A 17,334-nucleotide genomic window follows, 5' to 3' on the forward strand; every position below is an offset into this window, starting at 1 on the left:
GCCGCACCGCGAAAGCCCGCGCCCACCCTCCGCCGTGGGGGGAAGCGGAGGGTGGACGCGGGCGTCCCGGGGAGCGGGCCGGGCCCGGATCAGACCTTGGTGGTCACGACCTTCTTCTTCTCCGGGCCGGGAGCGGGCTCCGCCGCCCCGGGCGCGGCGGACTCCACCGGCCCGCCGTGCCCGTCGTCCAGCAGGGTCTCCTCGTCGAACGGAATCCGCCCGGCCAGCACCTCGCGGACCCGCTCCTTGTCGATCTCCTTCGTCCAGGTGCCGACCAGCACCGTCGCCACCGCGTTGCCCGCGAAGTTGGTCAGCGCCCGCGCCTCGCTCATGAAGCGGTCGATGCCGACGATCAGCCCGACCCCGTCGACCAGTTCCGGCCGGTGCGACTGGAGGCCGCCCGCGAGGGTCGCGAGCCCGGCGCCCGTGACGCCCGCCGCGCCCTTCGACGCGATGACCATGAAGATCAGCAGCGAGATCTGCTCGGAGGCGCTCAGCGGGTCGCCCATCGCGTTGGCGATGAAGAGCGAGGCCATCGTCAGATAGATCGCCGTGCCGTCGAGGTTGAAGGAGTAGCCCGTCGGCACGGTGATGCCGACCACGGGCTTGCTGACGCCCATGTGCTCCATCTTCGCGATCAGCCTCGGCAGCGCCGACTCCGACGACGAGGTGGAGACGATGAGCAGGAACTCCCGGCCCAGGTACTTCATCAGGGCGAGCAGATTCACCCCGGAGACCAGCTTCAGCAGCGCGCCCAGCACCACGAACACGAAGAGCGCGCAGGTCACATAGAAGCCGATCATGATCACCGCGAGCGACTTCAGCGCGTCCATCCCGGTCTCGCCGACCACGGCGGCGATGGCGCCGAAGGCGCCCACCGGAGCGGCCCACATGATCATCGCCAGGATGCGGAAGACCAGCCGCTGGATGTGCCCGATCCCGCGCAGCACCGGCTCACCCGCCGCCCCCATCGCCTGGAGCGCGAACCCGGCCATCAGCGCCACCAGCAGCGTCTGGAGCACCTCGCCCTCGGTGAAGGCGGAGACCATCGTCGTGGGGATGATCCCCAGCAGGAAGTCGGCGGTGGACTCGCCGCCCGCGCCCTCGGCGGCCTTGTCGCCCGCCGCCTTCGCGGCCTCGGTGATCTGGAGCCCGGAGCCCGGCTCCACGAAGTTGCCGACCAGCAGACCGATCGCCAGCGCCACGGTCGACATCACCAGGAAGTACCCCAGCGCGAGACCGCCGACCGCGCCGACCTTGGCCGCCTTGCGGACCGACCCGATCCCCAGCACGATCGTGCAGAAGATCACCGGCGAGATCATCATTTTGATGAGGTTGACGAACCCCGCGCCGATCGGCTTCAGCTCGACGGCGACTCCCGGTGCCACGAAGCCCACGGTGATGCCCAGCACCACCGCCGCGATAACGGCGATGTACAGATAGTGCGTACGGTCCCTTCTGCCTGCAACAGCAGCCACGGGGGTCCCTCCTCATACAAAAGAAAGCCGGTCCATGTCCCATATGGATTTCCGCGACTATCCATCACCCTGTGACCCCGGTCACGCTTACGTGCGTTTCGTTCATACGAAATCCGGCAGGCAGACTTAGGCCATGCGCATACCCCGCCCCCGCAGCCTCGCGGGACAGCTCTTCGCGATGCAGGTTGTCCTGGTCGCCGCGATCGTGGCGGTCTGTGCCCTCTTCACCTACCTCACCGACCGCACCCAGGCCGAGGAGACCGCGCGGCTCCAGTCCAGGGCCGCGGCGACCGCCGTCGCCCACTCCCCCTCGGTCATCGCCGCCGCCGGCTCCCCCCGCCCCACCGAGGCGCTCCAGCCGTACGCGGAGGGGCTGCGCCGCGACGCGGGCGTCAACTTCATCGTGGTCATGGCCCCGGACGGCACCCGCTGGACCCACCCCGAACCCGGGGAGATCGGGCGCACCTATCTCGGCCACACCGAACAGGCCCTGAACGGCGAGATCCACAGCGAACGGCATCCGGGTGTGCTCGGCCCCTCCATCCGTACGGTGGTACCGGTGTACGGCGACGGCGGGCGCATCGTCGCCCTGGTCAGCGCCGGGATCACCATCCAGAAGATCACCGAGCAGGTGCGCGAGCAGGTGGCGGCGCTGCTCGTGGTCGCGGGCGGGGCGCTGGCGCTCGGCGGACTCGGCACCTATGTGATCAACGCACGGCTGCGGCGGCACACCCACGGCATGAACGCGTCCGAGCTGAGCCGGATGCACGACTACCACGAGGCCGCGCTGCACGCGGTCCGCGAAGGGCTGCTGATGCTCGACGGCCGGCGCAGGATCGCCCTGGTCAACGACGGCGCGCGGGAGCTGCTGGGCCTGGGCCCGGACGCGGTCGGCCGCCCGGTGGACCAACTGGGGCTGCCCGCCCCGCTCACCGGCGCGCTGCTGGCCTCCGAACCCCGGGTGGACGAGGTCCATCTCACCGCCGACCGGGTCATCGTCGTCAACACCAGCCCGGTGGTCGGCGGCGAGCAGCGCGGCACGGTCGCGACCCTGCGCGACCACACCGAACTCCAGGCGCTCTCCGGGGAGCTGGACTCCGAGCGCGGATTCAGCCAGGCGCTCCGCTCCCAGGCCCACGAGGCGGCGAACCGGCTGCACACGGTGGTGTCGCTGATCGAGCTGGGCCGGGTCCCGGAGGCCGTCGAGTTCGCGACGGCGGAGCTGGAGCTGGCGCAGGTGCTGACCGACCGGGTGGTGGGTGCGGTCGGCGAACCGGTGCTGGCGGCGCTGCTGCTGGGCAAGGCGGCGCAGGCCAACGAGCGGGGGGTGGAGCTGGTGCTCGCCCCGGACAGCCGGATCGACGACGGGGTGCTCCCGGCCTCGCTGCCCGCCCGGGACCTGGTGACGATCCTCGGCAATCTGATCGACAACGCGGTGGACGCGGCGGCCTGCCAGGAGCCGCGCCCCGGGCCCGGTGACGGAGCGGCGGCCGCGCCGAGGGCCAGGGTCACCGTCACCGCCCGCGCCGACGAGGACGGGCTGCTGATCCAGGTGTACGACACGGGCGCGGGCGTCGACCCGGCGCGCGTGGACGAGGTGTTCCGCCGGGGCTGGTCCACCCACGGCGCCGGCCGGGGCCTCGGCCTCGCGCTGGTGCGGCAGGCGGTGCACCGGAGCGGGGGCGCGGTGGAGCTGGACCGGGGTCCGGACGGCGGCGCGCGGTTCAGCGTACGGCTGCCGCTGCGCGCGGAGGTGTCCGCGTGAGCGCGCCCCGTCCGCCGGCCGGCCCCGGCGGCGAGGACCCCGAGGCGATCCGGGTCCTGGTGGTGGAGGACGATCCGGTGGCCGCCGACGCCCACGCGCTCTACGTCGGCCGGGTCACCGGCTTCCGGGTGGCGGGCGTGGCCCACTCGCGCTCGGAGGCGGTACGGGTGCTGGAGCGGACCCGGGTCGATCTGCTGCTGCTCGATCTCTATCTCCCGGACGGGCACGGGCTCCATCTCGTGCGGTCGCTGCGCGCGGCCGGCCACCACGCCGATGTCATCGCCGTCACCTCCGCCCGCGATCTGGCGATCGTGCGCGAGGGCGTGTCGCTGGGGGTGGTGCAGTACGTCCTGAAGCCGTTCACCTTCGCGACCCTGCGGGACCGTCTCGCGCGGTACGCGGAGTTCCGCGCGGCGGCCGGGGAGGCCAGCGGGCAGGACGAGGTGGACCGGGCGCTGGGGGCGCTGCGGGCACCGCAGGGGGGCGCGCTGCCGAAGGGGCTGAGCAGTCCCACGCTGGAGTCCGTCACCCGTACGCTGCGGGACGCGCCGGGGGGTCTGACGGCGGCGGAGGCGGGCACGGCGGTGGGGATCTCCCGGATCACCGCCCGCCGTTATCTGGAGCACCTGGTGGGCGAGGGCCGGGCGGCGCGCAGTCCGCAGTACGGCCAGATCGGCCGGCCGGAGCTCCAGTACCGATGGATTCCCGCCACTCGCTGAACCACCCGCCGGGCCACGCGCCGAACCACCCGCCGGGCGCGGACGGGAGCCCGCGCCCGGACGGGCGGCCGACGCACTGACGACCTCCCTGCACGGGGATTGACCCCCTCAGCGGGCCGGACCTACGGTCGCACGGCAGCCCTCCGAGGCCCCGCGGCCCGGAGCCCGGCTCAGAGGAGGTCGTGCCTGTGCGCCCCACCGCCCCACTGGCCCTCGTCATCGCGCTCACCGTCTCGGGATCGGCGCTCACCGCCTGCGGCAGCGGATCGGACCGCGATCCCGACACCGTGAAAGTGGTCTACAAGCGCTCCACCGACAACAAGAACCGTTTCATGGACCGCCATCTCGACACGGTCCGGGAGGAGTTCGAGAAGGCCAACCCGGGAAAGAGGGTTGAACTCATTCCGGTGCAGGCCCCGGACAGCGACTACGGCACCAAGGCGCAGCAGATGATGCGCTCCGCGAAAACCGCGCCGGATCTGGTGTACGAGGACACCTTCCGCGTCAACTCCGATATCGAGGCCGGGTATTTGAGACCGCTGGACGGCTATCTCTCGAACTGGAAGGAGTGGGCGCAGTTCGAGGACGGCGCGAAGGCGGCGGCCGGGGGCGGCGACGGAAAGACCTACGGCGTCCCGGACGGCACCGACACCCGGGGGCTCTGGTTCAACAAGGCGATCTTCGCCAGGGCCGGTCTGCCCGCCGACTGGCAGCCCCGGAGCTGGGCGGAGCTGCTGGAGGCCGCCCGTACCGTCAAGGAGAGGGTCCCGGGCGTCATCCCGCTCAATGTCTACACCGGCAAGGGCCCGGGCGAGGCGGCGGTGATGCAGGGCTTCGAGATGCTGCTGTACGGGACCGGGGCCGATCCGCTCCACCACGACGGCAAGTGGGTCGCCGGCGGCCGGGGCTTCAGGGACGCCCTCGACTTCGTCCGGACGGTGTACGCGGAGAAGCTGGGCCCCGAGGTCTCCGACGCCCTCGACCCGAACGTGGGCACACGGGTCGCCACCGAGTGGCTCCCGGAGGGGAAGCTGGCGATCGCGCTCGACGGCTCGTGGATGGGCCAGCACTGGATCGCGTCGGGTGCGAGGAAGTGGCCCGGCTGGAGCGAGGAGCTGGGCCGGGCGGCGATGCCGACGCAGCGCGGGCAGGCACCCGGGAAGGTCTCGATGTCCGGCGGCTGGGCCTGGTCGATCCCGCGGAGGGCGAGCAACGCCGATCTGGCCTGGCGGTTCATCCGCACGCTCCAGAGCAGACGGAACGCGACCCGCTGGTGCGTGGTCGGCGCGCAGATCGCGGTCCGGAGGGATGTCGCGGCCGACCCGGCGTATCTCTCCTCCATGCCGGGCGTCGGCTTCTTCACCGGACTGGTCCGGTACACCCACTACCGGCCGGCGCTGCCCGTCTACCCGCGGGTGTCGTCGGCGATCGGGGAGGCGTTGGAGAAGGTGACGACGGGCGACGCCTCGGCGGCCGAGGCGGCCCGGGCGTACGACGACGAACTGAGGACGATCGCCGACGGCGCGGTCACGACCGGGTGAGCGCCACCGGGGCACCCGGGGCGGCGCCGGTCCGCGCCGCGCTGCGGCGGTGGGCGCCGGTGACGCCCGCCACCGTCCTGCTGCTGCTCTTCCTGGCCGGGCCGATCGGGTACTGCGTCTGGATCGCCTTCACCGATATGCAGCTGACGGGCTCGTCGGGGGCGGAGTTCGTCGGGTTCGACAACTTCCGCCGGGCCTTCGCGGACGACGGGTTCCGCGACGCCGTGTGGCTGACGCTGGTCTTCACCTTTGTCTCCGCCGTCGTCGGGCAGAACACCCTGGGTCTCGCGCTGGCGGCGCTGATGCGCTCGGCGTCCCGTCCGGTGCGCACGGTCACCGGGGCGCTGGTGGTCACGGCCTGGGTGCTGCCGGAGATCGTCGCGGCGTTTCTGCTCTATGTCTTCTTCCGCCGCGAGGGAACGCTGAACGCGCTGCTGGAGTGGCTCCATCTCCCCGCGCAGAACTGGCTGTACACCCTGCCGATCCTGGCGGTCTCCCTCGCCAATGTGTGGCGCGGCACGGCCTTCTCGATGCTGATCTACTCGGCCGCGCTCTCGGACATCCCGCGTGAGGTGGTGGAGGCGGCCGAGGTGGACGGGGCGAGCGGGGTGCGCCGGCTGTGGCACATCACCCTGCCGATGATCCGCCGCTCGATCGGCACGAATCTGATGCTGAACACGCTCTCCACGCTCTCGGTCTTCGGGCTGATCTGGGCGATGACCCGGGGCGGCCCCGGGAACCGCAGCCGGACGCTGCCGGTGTTCATGTACGACCAGGCCTTCCTGAAGAGCCTGATCGGGTACGGGACGGCGGTGGCGCTGCTGCTTCTGCTGGTGGGCGCGGTGTTCTCGGCGGTGTATCTGCGGCTGCTGCGGGCGGAGGTCTGATGCGCCCCGGAGCCGGCCCGGCCCGGGCCCGCCGGGCACGGCGGGCGGCGGACGCCGCCCTGCTGCTGACCGCCTGCGCGTTCGCCGTCCCGCTGGTGTGGCTGGTGCTGGCGTCGGTGGACCCGGCGGCGGACATGCGGGTCCGGCTGCCGTCGTCGGTCGGCGGGGAGAACTTCGGAGCGGTGCTCACGGAGGAGATCACCTTCACCCCGATGCTGAACAGTCTGCTGCTGTGCGGCGGGGCGACGGCGCTGACGGTGGGGTGCGCCGCGCTCGCCGCGTATCCGCTGTCGCGGCACGGCGGGCGGTGGGGGCGGGCCTATCTGCTGACGATCCTCTTCACGACCTGTCTGCCGGTGACGGCCGTGATGGTCCCGGTCTACGGGCTCTTCGTCCAGGTGAACCTGATCGACACGATGTACGGGACGGGGCTCTTCCTGGCCGCCTCCCAGCTCCCCTTCTCCATCTGGCTGATGAAGAACTTCATGGACTCGGTCCCGGTGGCGCTGGAGGAGGCGGCGTGGACGGACGGGGCGTCGGGGAGGCAGGCGCTGGTGCGGGTGGTGCTGCCGCTGATGGGGCCGGGGGTGGGGGTGGTGACGATCTACACCTTTATCCAGCTGTGGGGGAACTTCTTTGTTCCGTTCATGCTGATCCTGACTCCGGACCGGCTGCCCGCGTCGGTGTCGATCTTCACGTTCTTCGGGAATTACGGGACGGTGGTGTACGGGCAGCTGGCGGCGTTCTCGATGCTGTACTCAACCCCGGTGCTGCTGCTGTACCTGCTGATCGCCCGCCGCCTGGGGGCAGGGTTCGCGCTGGGCGGGGCGGTCAAGGGGTAGTCCGGGTGCCCCGGCCCGTTCGAATTCCTGCCCGCCGCCCACCCCAGCCCCTCCGGCAAGCTGAGCGAGCCCAGCCCCTCCGGCGCTTGAGACGCCCCACCCCAGCCCCTCCGGCGCTTGAGGCACGCCACCCCAGCCCCGCCGGCGATTGACGCGCGGGGGTTCGGGGGCTGGCCCCCGACCGCGACCCGCAGCATGCGGCCACCTGTGGACCAGGGTCCGTCCTCAATCGCCGGACAGGCTGGGTTTGCTCGGGCCACCTGTCGCACAGGGTCCGTCCTCAACCGCCGGACAGGCTGGGTTTGCTCGGGCCACCTGTAGCGCGGGGGCCGTCCTCAACCGCCGGACAGGCTGGGTTTGCTCGGGCCACCTGTCGCACAGGGTCCGTCCTCAATCGCCGGACAGGCTGGGTTTGCTCGGGCCACCTGTCGCACAGGGTCCGTCCTCAATCGCCGGACAGGCTGGGTTTGCTCGGGGCACCTGTAGCGCGGGGGCCGTCCTCAAATGCCGGACGGGCCGGGTGTGCCGGGCCACCTGTGGCGCCGGGGCCGCCCGGGGCGGGCTAGAAGACGGACTCCGCCTCGTACATGCGCTCCGTCGGAACCGTCTTCAGACGGGTCACCGCATCCGCCAGCGGAGCCATCACCACATCCGTCCCCCGCAACGAAGTCATCTTGCCAAAGTCCCCCCGGTGCGCCGCCTCCACCGCATGCCACCCGAACCGCGTCGCCAGCACCCGGTCGTACGCCGTCGGCACCCCTCCGCGCTGGACATGCCCGAGGATCACCGGCTTCGCCTCCTTCCCGAGGCGGTGCTCCAGCTCGGTCGCCAGGCGGTTGCCGATCCCCTCGAAGCGCTCGTGGCCGTACTGGTCGATCTCCCCCTTGCCGTACTCCATCGACCCCTCGGCGGGGTGCGCCCCCTCGGCGACGCAGATCACGGCGAACTTCTTGCCCCGGGAGAACCTCTCCTCCACCATCTTCACCAGATCCTCGACCTGGAAGGGCCGCTCCGGCAGGCAGATCCCGTGCGCCCCGCCCGCCATCCCGGACTCCAGGGCGATCCACCCGGCGTGCCGGCCCATGACCTCGACGACCATCACGCGCTGGTGCGACTCGGCGGTGGTCTTCAGCCGGTCGATCGCCTCGGTGGCGACCGTCACGGCGGTGTCGAAGCCGAAGGTGCGGTCCGTGGCGGAGATGTCGTTGTCGATGGTCTTCGGCACGCCGACGACCGGCATCCCCGCGTCGGAGAGCATCCGGGACGCGGTGAGGGTGCCCTCCCCGCCGATCGGGATGAGCACATCGATCCCGTACCGCCGCTGGATCTCCCCGCAGTTCTCGGCGGCCTCGCGGAGCCGGTTGCGCTCCAGCCGGGCCGAGCCCAGGATCGTGCCGCCACGGGCGAGAATCCCGCTGACCGCGTTGAGGTCGAGCGGGCGGTAGTGCCCGTCGAGGAGGCCCTTGAAGCCGTCCTCGAAGCCGATGACCTCGTCCCCGTGTCCCGTCATCGCCCGGTGCACGACCGACCGGATCACTGCGTTCAGTCCGGGGCAGTCGCCCCCTGCGGTGAGAACTCCGATACGCATCGTGCTGTGTCTCCTGCTCGTCGGGTGGTACACGTGACCCTGGGGCCAATTGTTCCATGGGCCACGGGGCGCTGCCCTACCGCCCGGGTGCCCCCTCCGTCCCCGATGACACCGGTCCGGCAGGCGCCTTATCCAGCCTCGGAGGTATTGTCAAGAGGTAAAGCCGCCGACCAGCGGTTTTTTTGTACGGCCGTTTGTGCGAGCGGTCGCACGGTAGAGGTGTCCGTACGGGACCCGTACGACAGCACCAGCGAGCGAAGACGGACAGGAGAGCACGCGTGACGCGCAGCGTGTACGTGACCGGGATCGACCGGGGGGACGGCCGGCAGGTCGTCGAGCTGGGAGTCATGGAGCTCCTCACCCGCCAAGTGGACCGGGTCGGGGTCTTCCGCCCCCTGGTGCACGACGGACCCGACCGGCTGTTCGAACTGCTGCGGGCGCGGTACCGGCTCACCCAGGACCCGGCTTCCGTCTACGGCCTCGACTACCACGAGGCCTCCGCGCTCCAGGCCGAGAAGGGCACCGACGAGCTGGTCTCCCGGCTGGTCGACCGCTTCCACCAGGTCGCCAGGGAGTACGAGGTGGTGCTGGTCCTCGGCACCGACTTCGCCGCCACCCAGCTCCCCGACGAGCTGGCGCTCAACGCCCGGCTCGCCAATGAGTTCGGCGCCTCCGTGATCCCCGTCGTCGGCGGCAAGGGCCAGACCGCCGAATCGGTGCGGGCCGAGGCCCGCAACGCCCACCGGGCGTACGAGGCCCTGGGCGCCGAGGTGCTCGCGATGGTCGTCAACCGGGTCTCCCCCGCCGACCGCGCGGTCATATCCGAGCGGCTCGCGGCGCGGCTCCCCGTCCCCTGCTACGTACTCCCCGACGAGCCGGCGCTCTCCGCCCCGACCGTCGCCCAGATCACCCACGCCCTGGGCGGCACCGTGCTGCTCGGCGACGACTCCGGGCTCGCCCGGGACGCCCTGGACTTCGTCTTCGGCGGTGCGATGCTGCCGAACTTCCTCAAGGCGCTGACCCCCGGCTGCATGGTGGTCACCCCCGGCGACCGCGCCGATCTGGTGGTCGGCGCGCTGGCCGCCCACTCGGCCGGCACCCCGCCGATCGCGGGCCTGCTGCTCACCCTGGACGAGCGCCCCGGCGACGAGGTCCTCACCCTCGCCTCCCGGCTCGCGCCCGGCACCCCGGTGATCTCGGTGCCCTCCACGAGCTGGCCCACGGCGGCCGAGCTGTTCGGCCTCGAAGGGAAGCTGAACGCCTCGACGCCGCGCAAGGCCGAGACGGCGCTCGGCCTCTTCGAGCGCCATGTCGACACCGGTGAGCTGCTGGCCCGGCTGGCGGTGGCCCGCAGCGGCCATGTCACCCCGATGATGTTCGAGCACGAGCTGCTGGAGCAGGCCCGCGCGGACCGGCGGCGGGTGGTGCTGCCCGAGGGCAGCGAGGAGCGGGTGCTGTGGGCCGCCGATGTGCTCATCCGCCGGGACGTCTGCGATCTGACCCTGCTCGGCGACATCGAGCTGATCCGCAAGAAGGCCGCCGACCTCGGCATCGACCTGGGCGGCGTCCAGCTCATCGACCCGAACACCTCCGAGCTGCGCCAGAGCTTCGCCGAACGGTACGCGGAGCTGCGCGCCCACAAGGGTGTGACGGTGGAGCTGGCGTACGACGTGGTCGCCGACGTGAACTACTTCGGCACGCTGATGGTGCAGGAAGGCCTCGCGGACGGCATGGTCTCGGGCTCGGTGCACTCCACGGCGGCCACCATCCGCCCGGCGTTCGAGATCATCAAGACCAAGCCCGACGCCAAGATCGTGTCGTCGGTCTTCTTCATGTGCCTGGCGGACAAGGTGCTGGTGTACGGGGACTGCGCGGTCAACCCGGACCCGAACGCCGAGCAGCTCGCCGACATCGCCGTCCAGTCGGCGGCCACGGCGGCCCGGTTCGGCGTGGAGCCGAGGATCGCGATGCTCTCCTACTCCACCGGCACCTCCGGCTCGGGCGCCGATGTCGACAAGGTCCGGGAGGCCACCGAGCTGGTCCGCCGCTCCCACCCGGAGCTGCGCACCGAGGGCCCGATCCAGTACGACGCGGCGGTGGAGCCGACCGTGGCCGCGACCAAGCTGCCGGACTCCGAGGTGGCGGGGCGGGCGACCGTGCTGATCTTCCCCGACCTCAACACCGGCAACAACACCTACAAGGCCGTGCAGCGCTCGGCGGGCGCGGTGGCGGTGGGCCCGGTGCTCCAGGGGCTGCGCAAGCCCGTGAACGACCTGTCCCGGGGAGCGCTGGTGAGCGACATCGTGAACACGGTGGCGATCACCGCCATCCAGGCCCAGCCGGAACCCCGGCCCTGATCCGTATCCGTATCCGTATCCCGGTCCTCATCCCATGACCTCCGCAGCACACCCGCACCACACAGAAGGCCCCATGACAGCGACCCGAGTCCTCGTCCTCAACTCCGGCTCCTCGTCGGTGAAGTACCAGCTTCTCGACATGAGGGGCGGCGCGCGGCTGGCCGTCGGCCTGGTCGAGCGGATCGGCGAGGAGACCTCCCGGCTCGTGCACACCCCGCTCACCGGCGGCGCGGGCGGCGGCAAGCGGGAGCGCACGGCCCCGATCGCCGACCACGGCGCCGCGCTGAAGGCGGTCGCCGGCGAGCTGGCCGCCGACGGTCTGGGGCTGGACTCGCCCGAGCTGGCGGCGATCGGCCACCGGGTGGTGCACGGCGGACTGCGGTTCACCGAGCCGACGGTGATCGACGACGAGGTGCTCGCGGAGGTGGAGCGGCTGGTGCCGGTGGCGCCGCTGCACAACCCGGCGAACATCACCGGCATCCGCACCGCGCGGGCGCTGCGGCCCGATCTGCCGCAGGTGGCGGTCTTCGATACGGCGTTCCACACGACGATGCCGGAGTCGGCGGCCCGCTACGCCATCGACGTGGAGACGGCGGACGCGCACCGCATCCGCCGCTACGGCTTCCACGGCACCTCGCACGCCTATGTCTCCCGGGAGACGGCACGGCTGCTGGGCAAGGCGCCGGAGGACGTCAATGTGATCGTGCTGCACCTGGGCAACGGCGCCTCCGCGTCGGCGGTGGCCGGCGGGCGGTGTGTGGACACCTCGATGGGGCTGACCCCGCTGGAGGGGCTGGTGATGGGCACCCGCTCCGGCGACATCGACCCCGCCGTCACCTTCCATCTGATGCGGGTGGCGGGGATGTCGGCTGATGACATCGACGTACTGCTGAACAAGAAGAGCGGTCTCGTCGGCCTCTGCGGCGACAATGACATGCGGGAGATCCGCCGCCGGATCGACGAGGGCGATGAGCGGGCCCGGCTCGCTTTCGACATTTACATACACCGTCTGAAGAAATACATCGGCGCGTACTACGCGGTACTGGGCCGGGTCGACGCAATCGCGTTCACGGCCGGGGTCGGGGAGAACGCGGCGCCGGTGCGCGAGGCCGCCGTGGCCGGTCTGGAGGAGCTGGGGCTCGCGCTGGACGGCGCGCTGAACGCGGAGCGGTCGGACGAGGCCCGGATCGTTTCCGCACCGTACGCACGGGTCGCGGTGGCGGTGGTGCCGACGGACGAGGAGCTGGAGATCGCCCGTCAGACGTTTGCGCTGGTGTCCGATGGGCCACTCGGCTGAGCGGAGTCCCGCCCATTTGTCCATTCCATCGGCCTGAATATTCCGACTCGAAACAAACGGATAGGATCAGCCTTATGCGCCGTTCCAAAATCGTCTGCACACTGGGCCCCGCCGTCGACTCGTATGAGCAGCTGAAGACGCTCATCGAGGCCGGAATGAACGTGGCCCGCTTCAACATGAGCCATGGCTCCCACTCCGAGCACGAGGACCGCTACCACCGCGTCCGCAAGGCATCCGCGGACACCGGCCGCGCGGTGGGCGTGCTCGCCGACCTCCAGGGCCCGAAGATCCGCCTGGAGACCTTCGCCGAGGGGCCCGTGGAGCTGATCCGCGGCGATGAGTTCACCATCACCACGGAGGACGTGGCGGGCGACAAGTCGATCTGCGGCACCACCTACAAGGGGCTGCCGGGCGATGTCTCCAAGGGCGACCAGGTCCTGATCAACGACGGCAATGTCGAGCTGCGCGTGGTCGGGGTCGAGGGCCCCCGGGTGAAGACGATCGTGGTCGAGGGCGGTGTCATCTCCGACCACAAGGGCATCAACCTGCCCGGCGCGGCGGTCAATGTCCCCGCGCTCTCCGAGAAGGACATCGAGGACCTGCGCTTCGCCCTGCGGATGGGCTGCGACATGGTGGCGCTCTCCTTCGTCCGGGACGCCCATGACATCAAGGACGTCCACAAGGTGATGGACGAGGTGGGCATCCGGGTCCCCGTCATCGCCAAGGTGGAGAAGCCGCAGGCCGTCGCCCACATGGAGGACGTCGTGATGGCGTTCGACGGTGTGATGGTGGCCCGCGGCGACCTGGCGGTGGAGTACCCGCTGGAGAAGGTCCCCATGGTGCAGAAGCGTCTGATCGAGCTCTGCCGGCGCAACGCCAAGCCGGTGATCGTGGCGACCCAGATGATGGAGTCGATGATCACCAACTCCCGTCCGACGCGCGCGGAGGCCTCCGATGTGGCCAACGCGATCCTGGACGGCGCGGACGCGGTGATGCTCTCCGCCGAGTCGTCCGTGGGCGCCTACCCCATCGAGACGGTCAAGACGATGTCGAAGATCGTCACGGCGGCGGAGGAGGAGCTGATGTCCAAGGGCCTCCAGCCCCTGGTCCCCGGCAAGAAGCCCCGTACCCAGGGCGGTTCGGTCGCCCGCGCCGCCTGTGAGATCGCGGACTTCCTGGACGGCAAGGCCCTGATCGCCTTCACCAAGTCCGGCGACACGGCCCGCCGGCTCTCCCGCTACCGCGCGTGTCAGCCGATCCTGGCCTTCACGACCGAGGAGTCGACACGCAACCAGCTCTCGCTGAGCTGGGGCGTGGAGTCCTTCGTGGTGCCGCATGTGGCGAACACCGACGAGATGGTCGACCTGGTCGACGCCGAGCTGCTGAAGCTCCAGCGCTACAACGACGGCGACACCATGGTGATGACGGCCGGCTCGCCCCCCGGCGTCCCCGGTACGACGAACATGGTGCGGGTGCACCACCTGGGCCGCGAGGCGTAGCCGCCGCGCACGTCCGCCGTGGGCCGTGTCCTCCCCGTACCGCCGGTACGGGGGTGGCCACGGCCCACTGGTCTTCCCGGCGCCCCGCGGCTCAGCGGCCCGCGTCACCGCCCGTGAGGTGGTTGCTCAGCCCCGGCACCGTCAGCGTCCCCCCGAACTGTCCGGCCTGCACCACCCGGACATCGGTGAAGAAGGCGAAGGGGACATTGACGGGCGGCGGGGTCCGGGGGCTGAAGGTGACCGGGATCAGACCGAAGAGATTGCCCTTCAGCTCCTCGGTGTACATCGTCACCGTGCTGTCGCGGATGGTCGAGGTGGAGCCCTTGCGGGCCTCGACGTGGATGGTGGTGCCGATCGGGCCCCTCACCAGCTGGTGCAGATCCTTGATGTCGACGGCGCGCGCGGTGAACTTGAGGGCCTTCTTGACCTTGCCGCCGCCCGTGGTGACCTCCACGATGCCGTGGTAGTCCAGGCCGGTCAGGGTGAGCAGGGAACTCTCCAGCACCCAGGGGTCGTCGGGGACCAGGGGGATGCCGGGTTCGGCGCGGGCGTCGGCGAGCGCCTGAGGGTCGGGGGTGGGGCAGGGGAAGCGGGGCTTGGCACCCTCGGGGATGGCCTCGTCCTTCCTGGGCTCGGTGCCCCTGGCCTCCTCGGGCAGCTCCTCGACGGTCGCGCCCGCCGCGCCGGCGGCGTCCTCGATGGCCTTCCGGGTCTTCTCCGCGGCCTCGTCGGTCCCCGGCCGCCCGGAGGACGCGGCGGAGGGCTTCGCCGACGGACTCGGGGAAGGACTCCCGGAGGGATTCCGGGACGGGCTCGGGGCGGGTTTCCCGGGCGGCTTCCCGGTGGCGGGGGCGGTGGACGGGGAGGAGGCGGGGGGCGGCTGGCCGCCCGGGCGGCCGAGGATCTCCCCGAGCGCCTCGCCCGGATCGAGCGGGTCGCGGGGCCGTTCCCCGCCGGGCTCCGCCCCGGCGGCGGACGGGGAGCGGGCCGGTGCCGCCGAGGCCGCCCCCGGCCGGCCGGGGGCGGGGTCCCTCGCCGGGTGCTCCGGCCCCGCGCCCCCGGACCGCGACGCGGAGGGGCTCCCGGCGGGCTCCGGCTCCCCGGCCGCGGTCGGCCCGCCGGACGGTTCGCCCGACGGCCCGCCGGACGGCTCACCCGGGGTCGGAGCGGGAGGAGAAGCGGTGGGGGTGGCGGACGGCGACGGCGAAGGGCTCTGCGAGGGCTTCGCCGAATCCGGCGGGGACGCCGGCGCGGACGGCTCGTCGGAGCGGGTCACACAGGGGCCGGGCGCGTAGGGGATGTCCTTGTCCTCCGCGAGCGCCAGCCGGGGTGTGAGCCCCATGCCCACCAGGACCGCGGTCGGCATCGCCGCCAGGGCTATCGCCTTGCCGGCCGGGCGCTGGAGCTTGGCGAGCAGGGACTTGCGGGGGGCCGCGTGCCGTGGACCTCTTCTGGTGCGGGCGCCGTCGTCCCCGGTGTCCGCCGACCGTGTGGGCTCACCCTGCACTGTTCCTCCCGCCGTCGGGTTCGGTGGTGGTCCCGGGTGTTCTCGCGTCGGACCCGGTCGCGTCCCACGGCCGGGCCGGGCCGGCCTGCGCTCTGTTCCCCGGTTCGGCGGGCCGCTCCCCGCCGGGCGCCCAGGAGATCGAGAGGGCACCGCCCACCAGCGAGAAGAGGAAGCCGACGATGAATCCGCCCAGATTGGCGATGGGAATCGAGACCAGGGCGAGCAGGATCGACGCGACCCCCGCGAAGACCCGCACGATGTGGTGGAACCACATCGTCAGCCCGAGGGTGACCAACAGCACACCGATGATCAGCGCGCCCGACCCCGTGGTGGTCGTCATGGAGAGCGTCAGATTGCCGAACTCCATGCTCGCGTAGGGGAAGTAGGCGATCGGGATGCCGCCGAGGAGGGTGAAGAGGCCCGCCCAGAAGGGCCGTTGGCCCCGCCAGTCACGGAACCGACGCCGGAAGACGCGGAGAAAGTGCTCGTTCTGCTCCGTGGCCATGGACTCGGCGCTCATGAAAACAGCTCCCTGGAACTGGTGTTGCTGTGTGAGGAGGTGAGCGGGTGGGTGGGGAGCGCTCCCCGCCCACCCGCGACGGGGTCACCGTCAGAAGCACTCGACACCTTCACCGCTGCCGCGGTGGAGGCGCATGCTCAGACCGTTGAGGGTGAAACTTCCGGCCGTGGTCGCCCACGCCTTCTGCTTGACGCCCCACAGCTGGGCCCGGTCGGCCTGCTGGGCGAAGCCGTTGCCGGTGCCATCGGCCACGGCGGGACCCTTGCCGGTCCCGGGCTTGTCGGTGTCCTTGGCGGCGACACCGATGTCGATGTTCGTGAACTTGGCGTCCGCGTCCAGCTGCGAGATGTCCAGGTAGAGGTTCTCCGCGCGGACGGGCTTGGCCCGGTCCTCGCCCGCCTTCAGCTTGAGGGTGATCTTCCCGAGAATCGGCACGTCGGTGACGACCGACTGACACATGTCCTCGATCTTCGCGCTCCTGAAGGTGGAGACGGCCACCGCGCGCGGGACCTTCTCGTCTCCCTCCATCTCCTTGTAGCCGACGTCGACGCCGCCGTACTGGGAGAACCCGGCACCGTCGAGGTACCCGGTCGAGACCTTGAACTCCTGGCCCGACACCGCGAACGACGCTGCCAGCGCCCCCTGTGCCAGACCGATGCCTATCGCGGCCGTCGCGGCCACACTCGGCACCATGACCAGGGCGAACCGCTTCCATCTGGTTCCGCCACGAGTCACAGACTCCATGACTTTCCTCCTTCTCGGACGTACATCTCCGGTCCGGACGCGGACGTCCGTCCTGGGATGGGAGAAGTGCTACGTCCTCGGGAAGGAGAGCGCCCGCGCTTTCAGCCACGTACCGCGTCCGAAACACCGGCGATCACCCCCGAGCGACAACCACTGGTCGCGCCTGACGCATCACGCACAACCGAATCGGACAGGCCCCGCCCGGTTCGGCGGGAACCCCCCTGTCCACGGCCCGCGTCACTGGCGCCGGCCGGCCCGGTGGGGACCCAGGACCGCGGGCGCGGCTGGGTGCCGGGCTGGTGCGGAAGTGGACCGAGCGTCACCGATCGTGGTCCATTCCCGGCCGGGGCACAAGGGGGGTCGTTACCCACTGGTAACGGGTCGATCACCACGCCACCGACGACAGTTGCCGAGCGGCCACACAGGGTGAAGCCGAGTGTGGCACCAGAAGGGGCCAATGCCATCGATAAACGGACAGAGAAATCCTGTTGACTTACCACGAGTAACAGGGACCGGAATGATCAAATCCGGAGAAAGAGCGGGCGCCCGGTGTCACCCTTTCGCCAGAACGGCGGTGGTGCCCGATCAGC

The 17,334-nt window shown here is 71.1% G+C and carries 13 protein-coding genes; 8 read left to right on the top strand and 5 right to left on the bottom strand.

The genetic code is table 11. The annotated features are described in order from the left end of the window. Positions 1-89: 89 nt before the first annotated feature. Positions 90-1,478, bottom strand: coding sequence for a cation:dicarboxylate symporter family transporter (locus tag ACWCRA_RS07290; protein WP_351550096.1), 1,389 nt, complete (start codon positions 1,476-1,478; stop codon positions 90-92). Between the two features lie 133 nt (positions 1,479-1,611). Between ACWCRA_RS07290 and ACWCRA_RS07295 the strand changes: the two genes are divergently transcribed. The 5 genes from ACWCRA_RS07295 (at position 1,612) to ACWCRA_RS07315 (ending at position 7,232) form a co-directional block, all read left to right on the top strand. Further along, the gene (locus ACWCRA_RS07295; RefSeq protein WP_351550099.1) at positions 1,612-3,243 is read left to right on the top strand and encodes a sensor histidine kinase; all 1,632 of its coding nucleotides are present in this window, start codon (positions 1,612-1,614) and stop codon (positions 3,241-3,243) included. Next, positions 3,240-3,962: a response regulator gene (locus ACWCRA_RS07300; protein ID WP_351550102.1), complete on the top strand. Its 723-nt coding sequence runs from the start codon at positions 3,240-3,242 to the stop codon at positions 3,960-3,962. The genes ACWCRA_RS07295 and ACWCRA_RS07300 overlap by 4 nt, the downstream gene beginning before the upstream one ends. Before the next feature lie 188 nt (positions 3,963-4,150). Then, positions 4,151-5,503 carry an extracellular solute-binding protein gene (locus ACWCRA_RS07305; RefSeq protein ID WP_351550105.1) on the top strand — a complete coding sequence of 451 codons (1,353 nt, stop codon included), beginning with the start codon at positions 4,151-4,153 and terminating at the stop codon, positions 5,501-5,503. Then, a complete protein-coding gene (locus tag ACWCRA_RS07310; RefSeq protein WP_351550108.1) occupies positions 5,500-6,390 on the top strand; it encodes a carbohydrate ABC transporter permease in 891 nt (296 codons plus the stop codon). Before ACWCRA_RS07305 ends, ACWCRA_RS07310 begins: the two co-directional genes overlap by 4 nt. After that, positions 6,390-7,232 carry a carbohydrate ABC transporter permease gene (locus ACWCRA_RS07315; protein ID WP_351550111.1) on the top strand — a complete coding sequence of 281 codons (843 nt, stop codon included), beginning with the start codon at positions 6,390-6,392 and terminating at the stop codon, positions 7,230-7,232. Before ACWCRA_RS07310 ends, ACWCRA_RS07315 begins: the two co-directional genes overlap by 1 nt. Positions 7,233-7,794: 562 nt before the next feature. Here ACWCRA_RS07315 and ACWCRA_RS07320 read toward each other — a convergent pair. Continuing rightward, positions 7,795-8,820, bottom strand: coding sequence for an ATP-dependent 6-phosphofructokinase (locus tag ACWCRA_RS07320; RefSeq protein WP_351550114.1), 1,026 nt, complete (start codon positions 8,818-8,820; stop codon positions 7,795-7,797). A 278-nt stretch (positions 8,821-9,098) separates the two neighbouring features. Here ACWCRA_RS07320 and pta point away from each other — a divergent pair, with 278 nt between their 5' ends. From pta to pyk, 3 genes are all read left to right on the top strand, one after another. After that, entirely contained in the window at positions 9,099-11,177 is a 2,079-nt protein-coding gene (gene pta, locus ACWCRA_RS07325) for a phosphate acetyltransferase (protein WP_351550117.1), read from the top strand. 73 nt (positions 11,178-11,250) lie between these two features. After that, entirely contained in the window at positions 11,251-12,474 is a 1,224-nt protein-coding gene (locus ACWCRA_RS07330) for an acetate kinase (protein WP_351550120.1), read from the top strand. A 74-nt stretch (positions 12,475-12,548) separates the two neighbouring features. Then, complete coding sequence (gene pyk, locus ACWCRA_RS07335) at positions 12,549-13,973, top strand: pyruvate kinase (RefSeq protein WP_351550123.1); 1,425 nt, start codon at positions 12,549-12,551, stop codon at positions 13,971-13,973. Positions 13,974-14,064: 91 nt separating this feature from the next. Here pyk and ACWCRA_RS07340 read toward each other — a convergent pair whose 3' ends face one another. The 3 genes from ACWCRA_RS07340 to ACWCRA_RS07350 form a co-directional block, all read right to left on the bottom strand. Beyond that, positions 14,065-15,480 (bottom strand): hypothetical protein, encoded by a 1,416-nt coding sequence (locus ACWCRA_RS07340; protein WP_451067006.1) that lies wholly within the window; start codon positions 15,478-15,480, stop codon positions 14,065-14,067. Next, positions 15,470-16,000 (bottom strand): DUF6114 domain-containing protein, encoded by a 531-nt coding sequence (locus tag ACWCRA_RS07345; RefSeq protein WP_451067007.1) that lies wholly within the window; start codon positions 15,998-16,000, stop codon positions 15,470-15,472. Before ACWCRA_RS07345 ends, ACWCRA_RS07340 begins: the two co-directional genes overlap by 11 nt. Positions 16,001-16,090: 90 nt before the next feature. Next, on the bottom strand, positions 16,091-16,744 hold the full coding sequence (locus tag ACWCRA_RS07350) for a DUF6230 family protein (RefSeq protein ID WP_451067008.1): 654 nt from the start codon (positions 16,742-16,744) through the stop codon (positions 16,091-16,093). Between the last annotated feature and the right edge of the window lie 590 nt (positions 16,745-17,334).

The organism is Streptomyces sp. NPDC001889 (assembly GCF_053594535.1).

Bases quoted from the DNA above. Each gene is read 5' to 3' on its own strand.
- ACWCRA_RS07345 (WP_451067007.1), bottom strand. From the start codon at position 16,000: ATGAGCGCCGAGTCCATGGCCACGGAGCAGAACGAGCACTTTCTCCGC.
- ACWCRA_RS07350 (WP_451067008.1), bottom strand. From the start codon at position 16,744: ATGGAGTCTGTGACTCGTGGCGGAACCAGATGGAAGCGGTTCGCCCTG.
- ACWCRA_RS07320 (WP_351550114.1), bottom strand. From the start codon at position 8,820: ATGCGTATCGGAGTTCTCACCGCAGGGGGCGACTGCCCCGGACTGAAC.
- ACWCRA_RS07295 (WP_351550099.1), top strand. From the start codon at position 1,612: ATGCGCATACCCCGCCCCCGCAGCCTCGCGGGACAGCTCTTCGCGATG.
- ACWCRA_RS07315 (WP_351550111.1), top strand. From the start codon at position 6,390: ATGCGCCCCGGAGCCGGCCCGGCCCGGGCCCGCCGGGCACGGCGGGCG.
- ACWCRA_RS07330 (WP_351550120.1), top strand. From the start codon at position 11,251: ATGACAGCGACCCGAGTCCTCGTCCTCAACTCCGGCTCCTCGTCGGTG.
- pyk (WP_351550123.1), top strand. From the start codon at position 12,549: ATGCGCCGTTCCAAAATCGTCTGCACACTGGGCCCCGCCGTCGACTCG.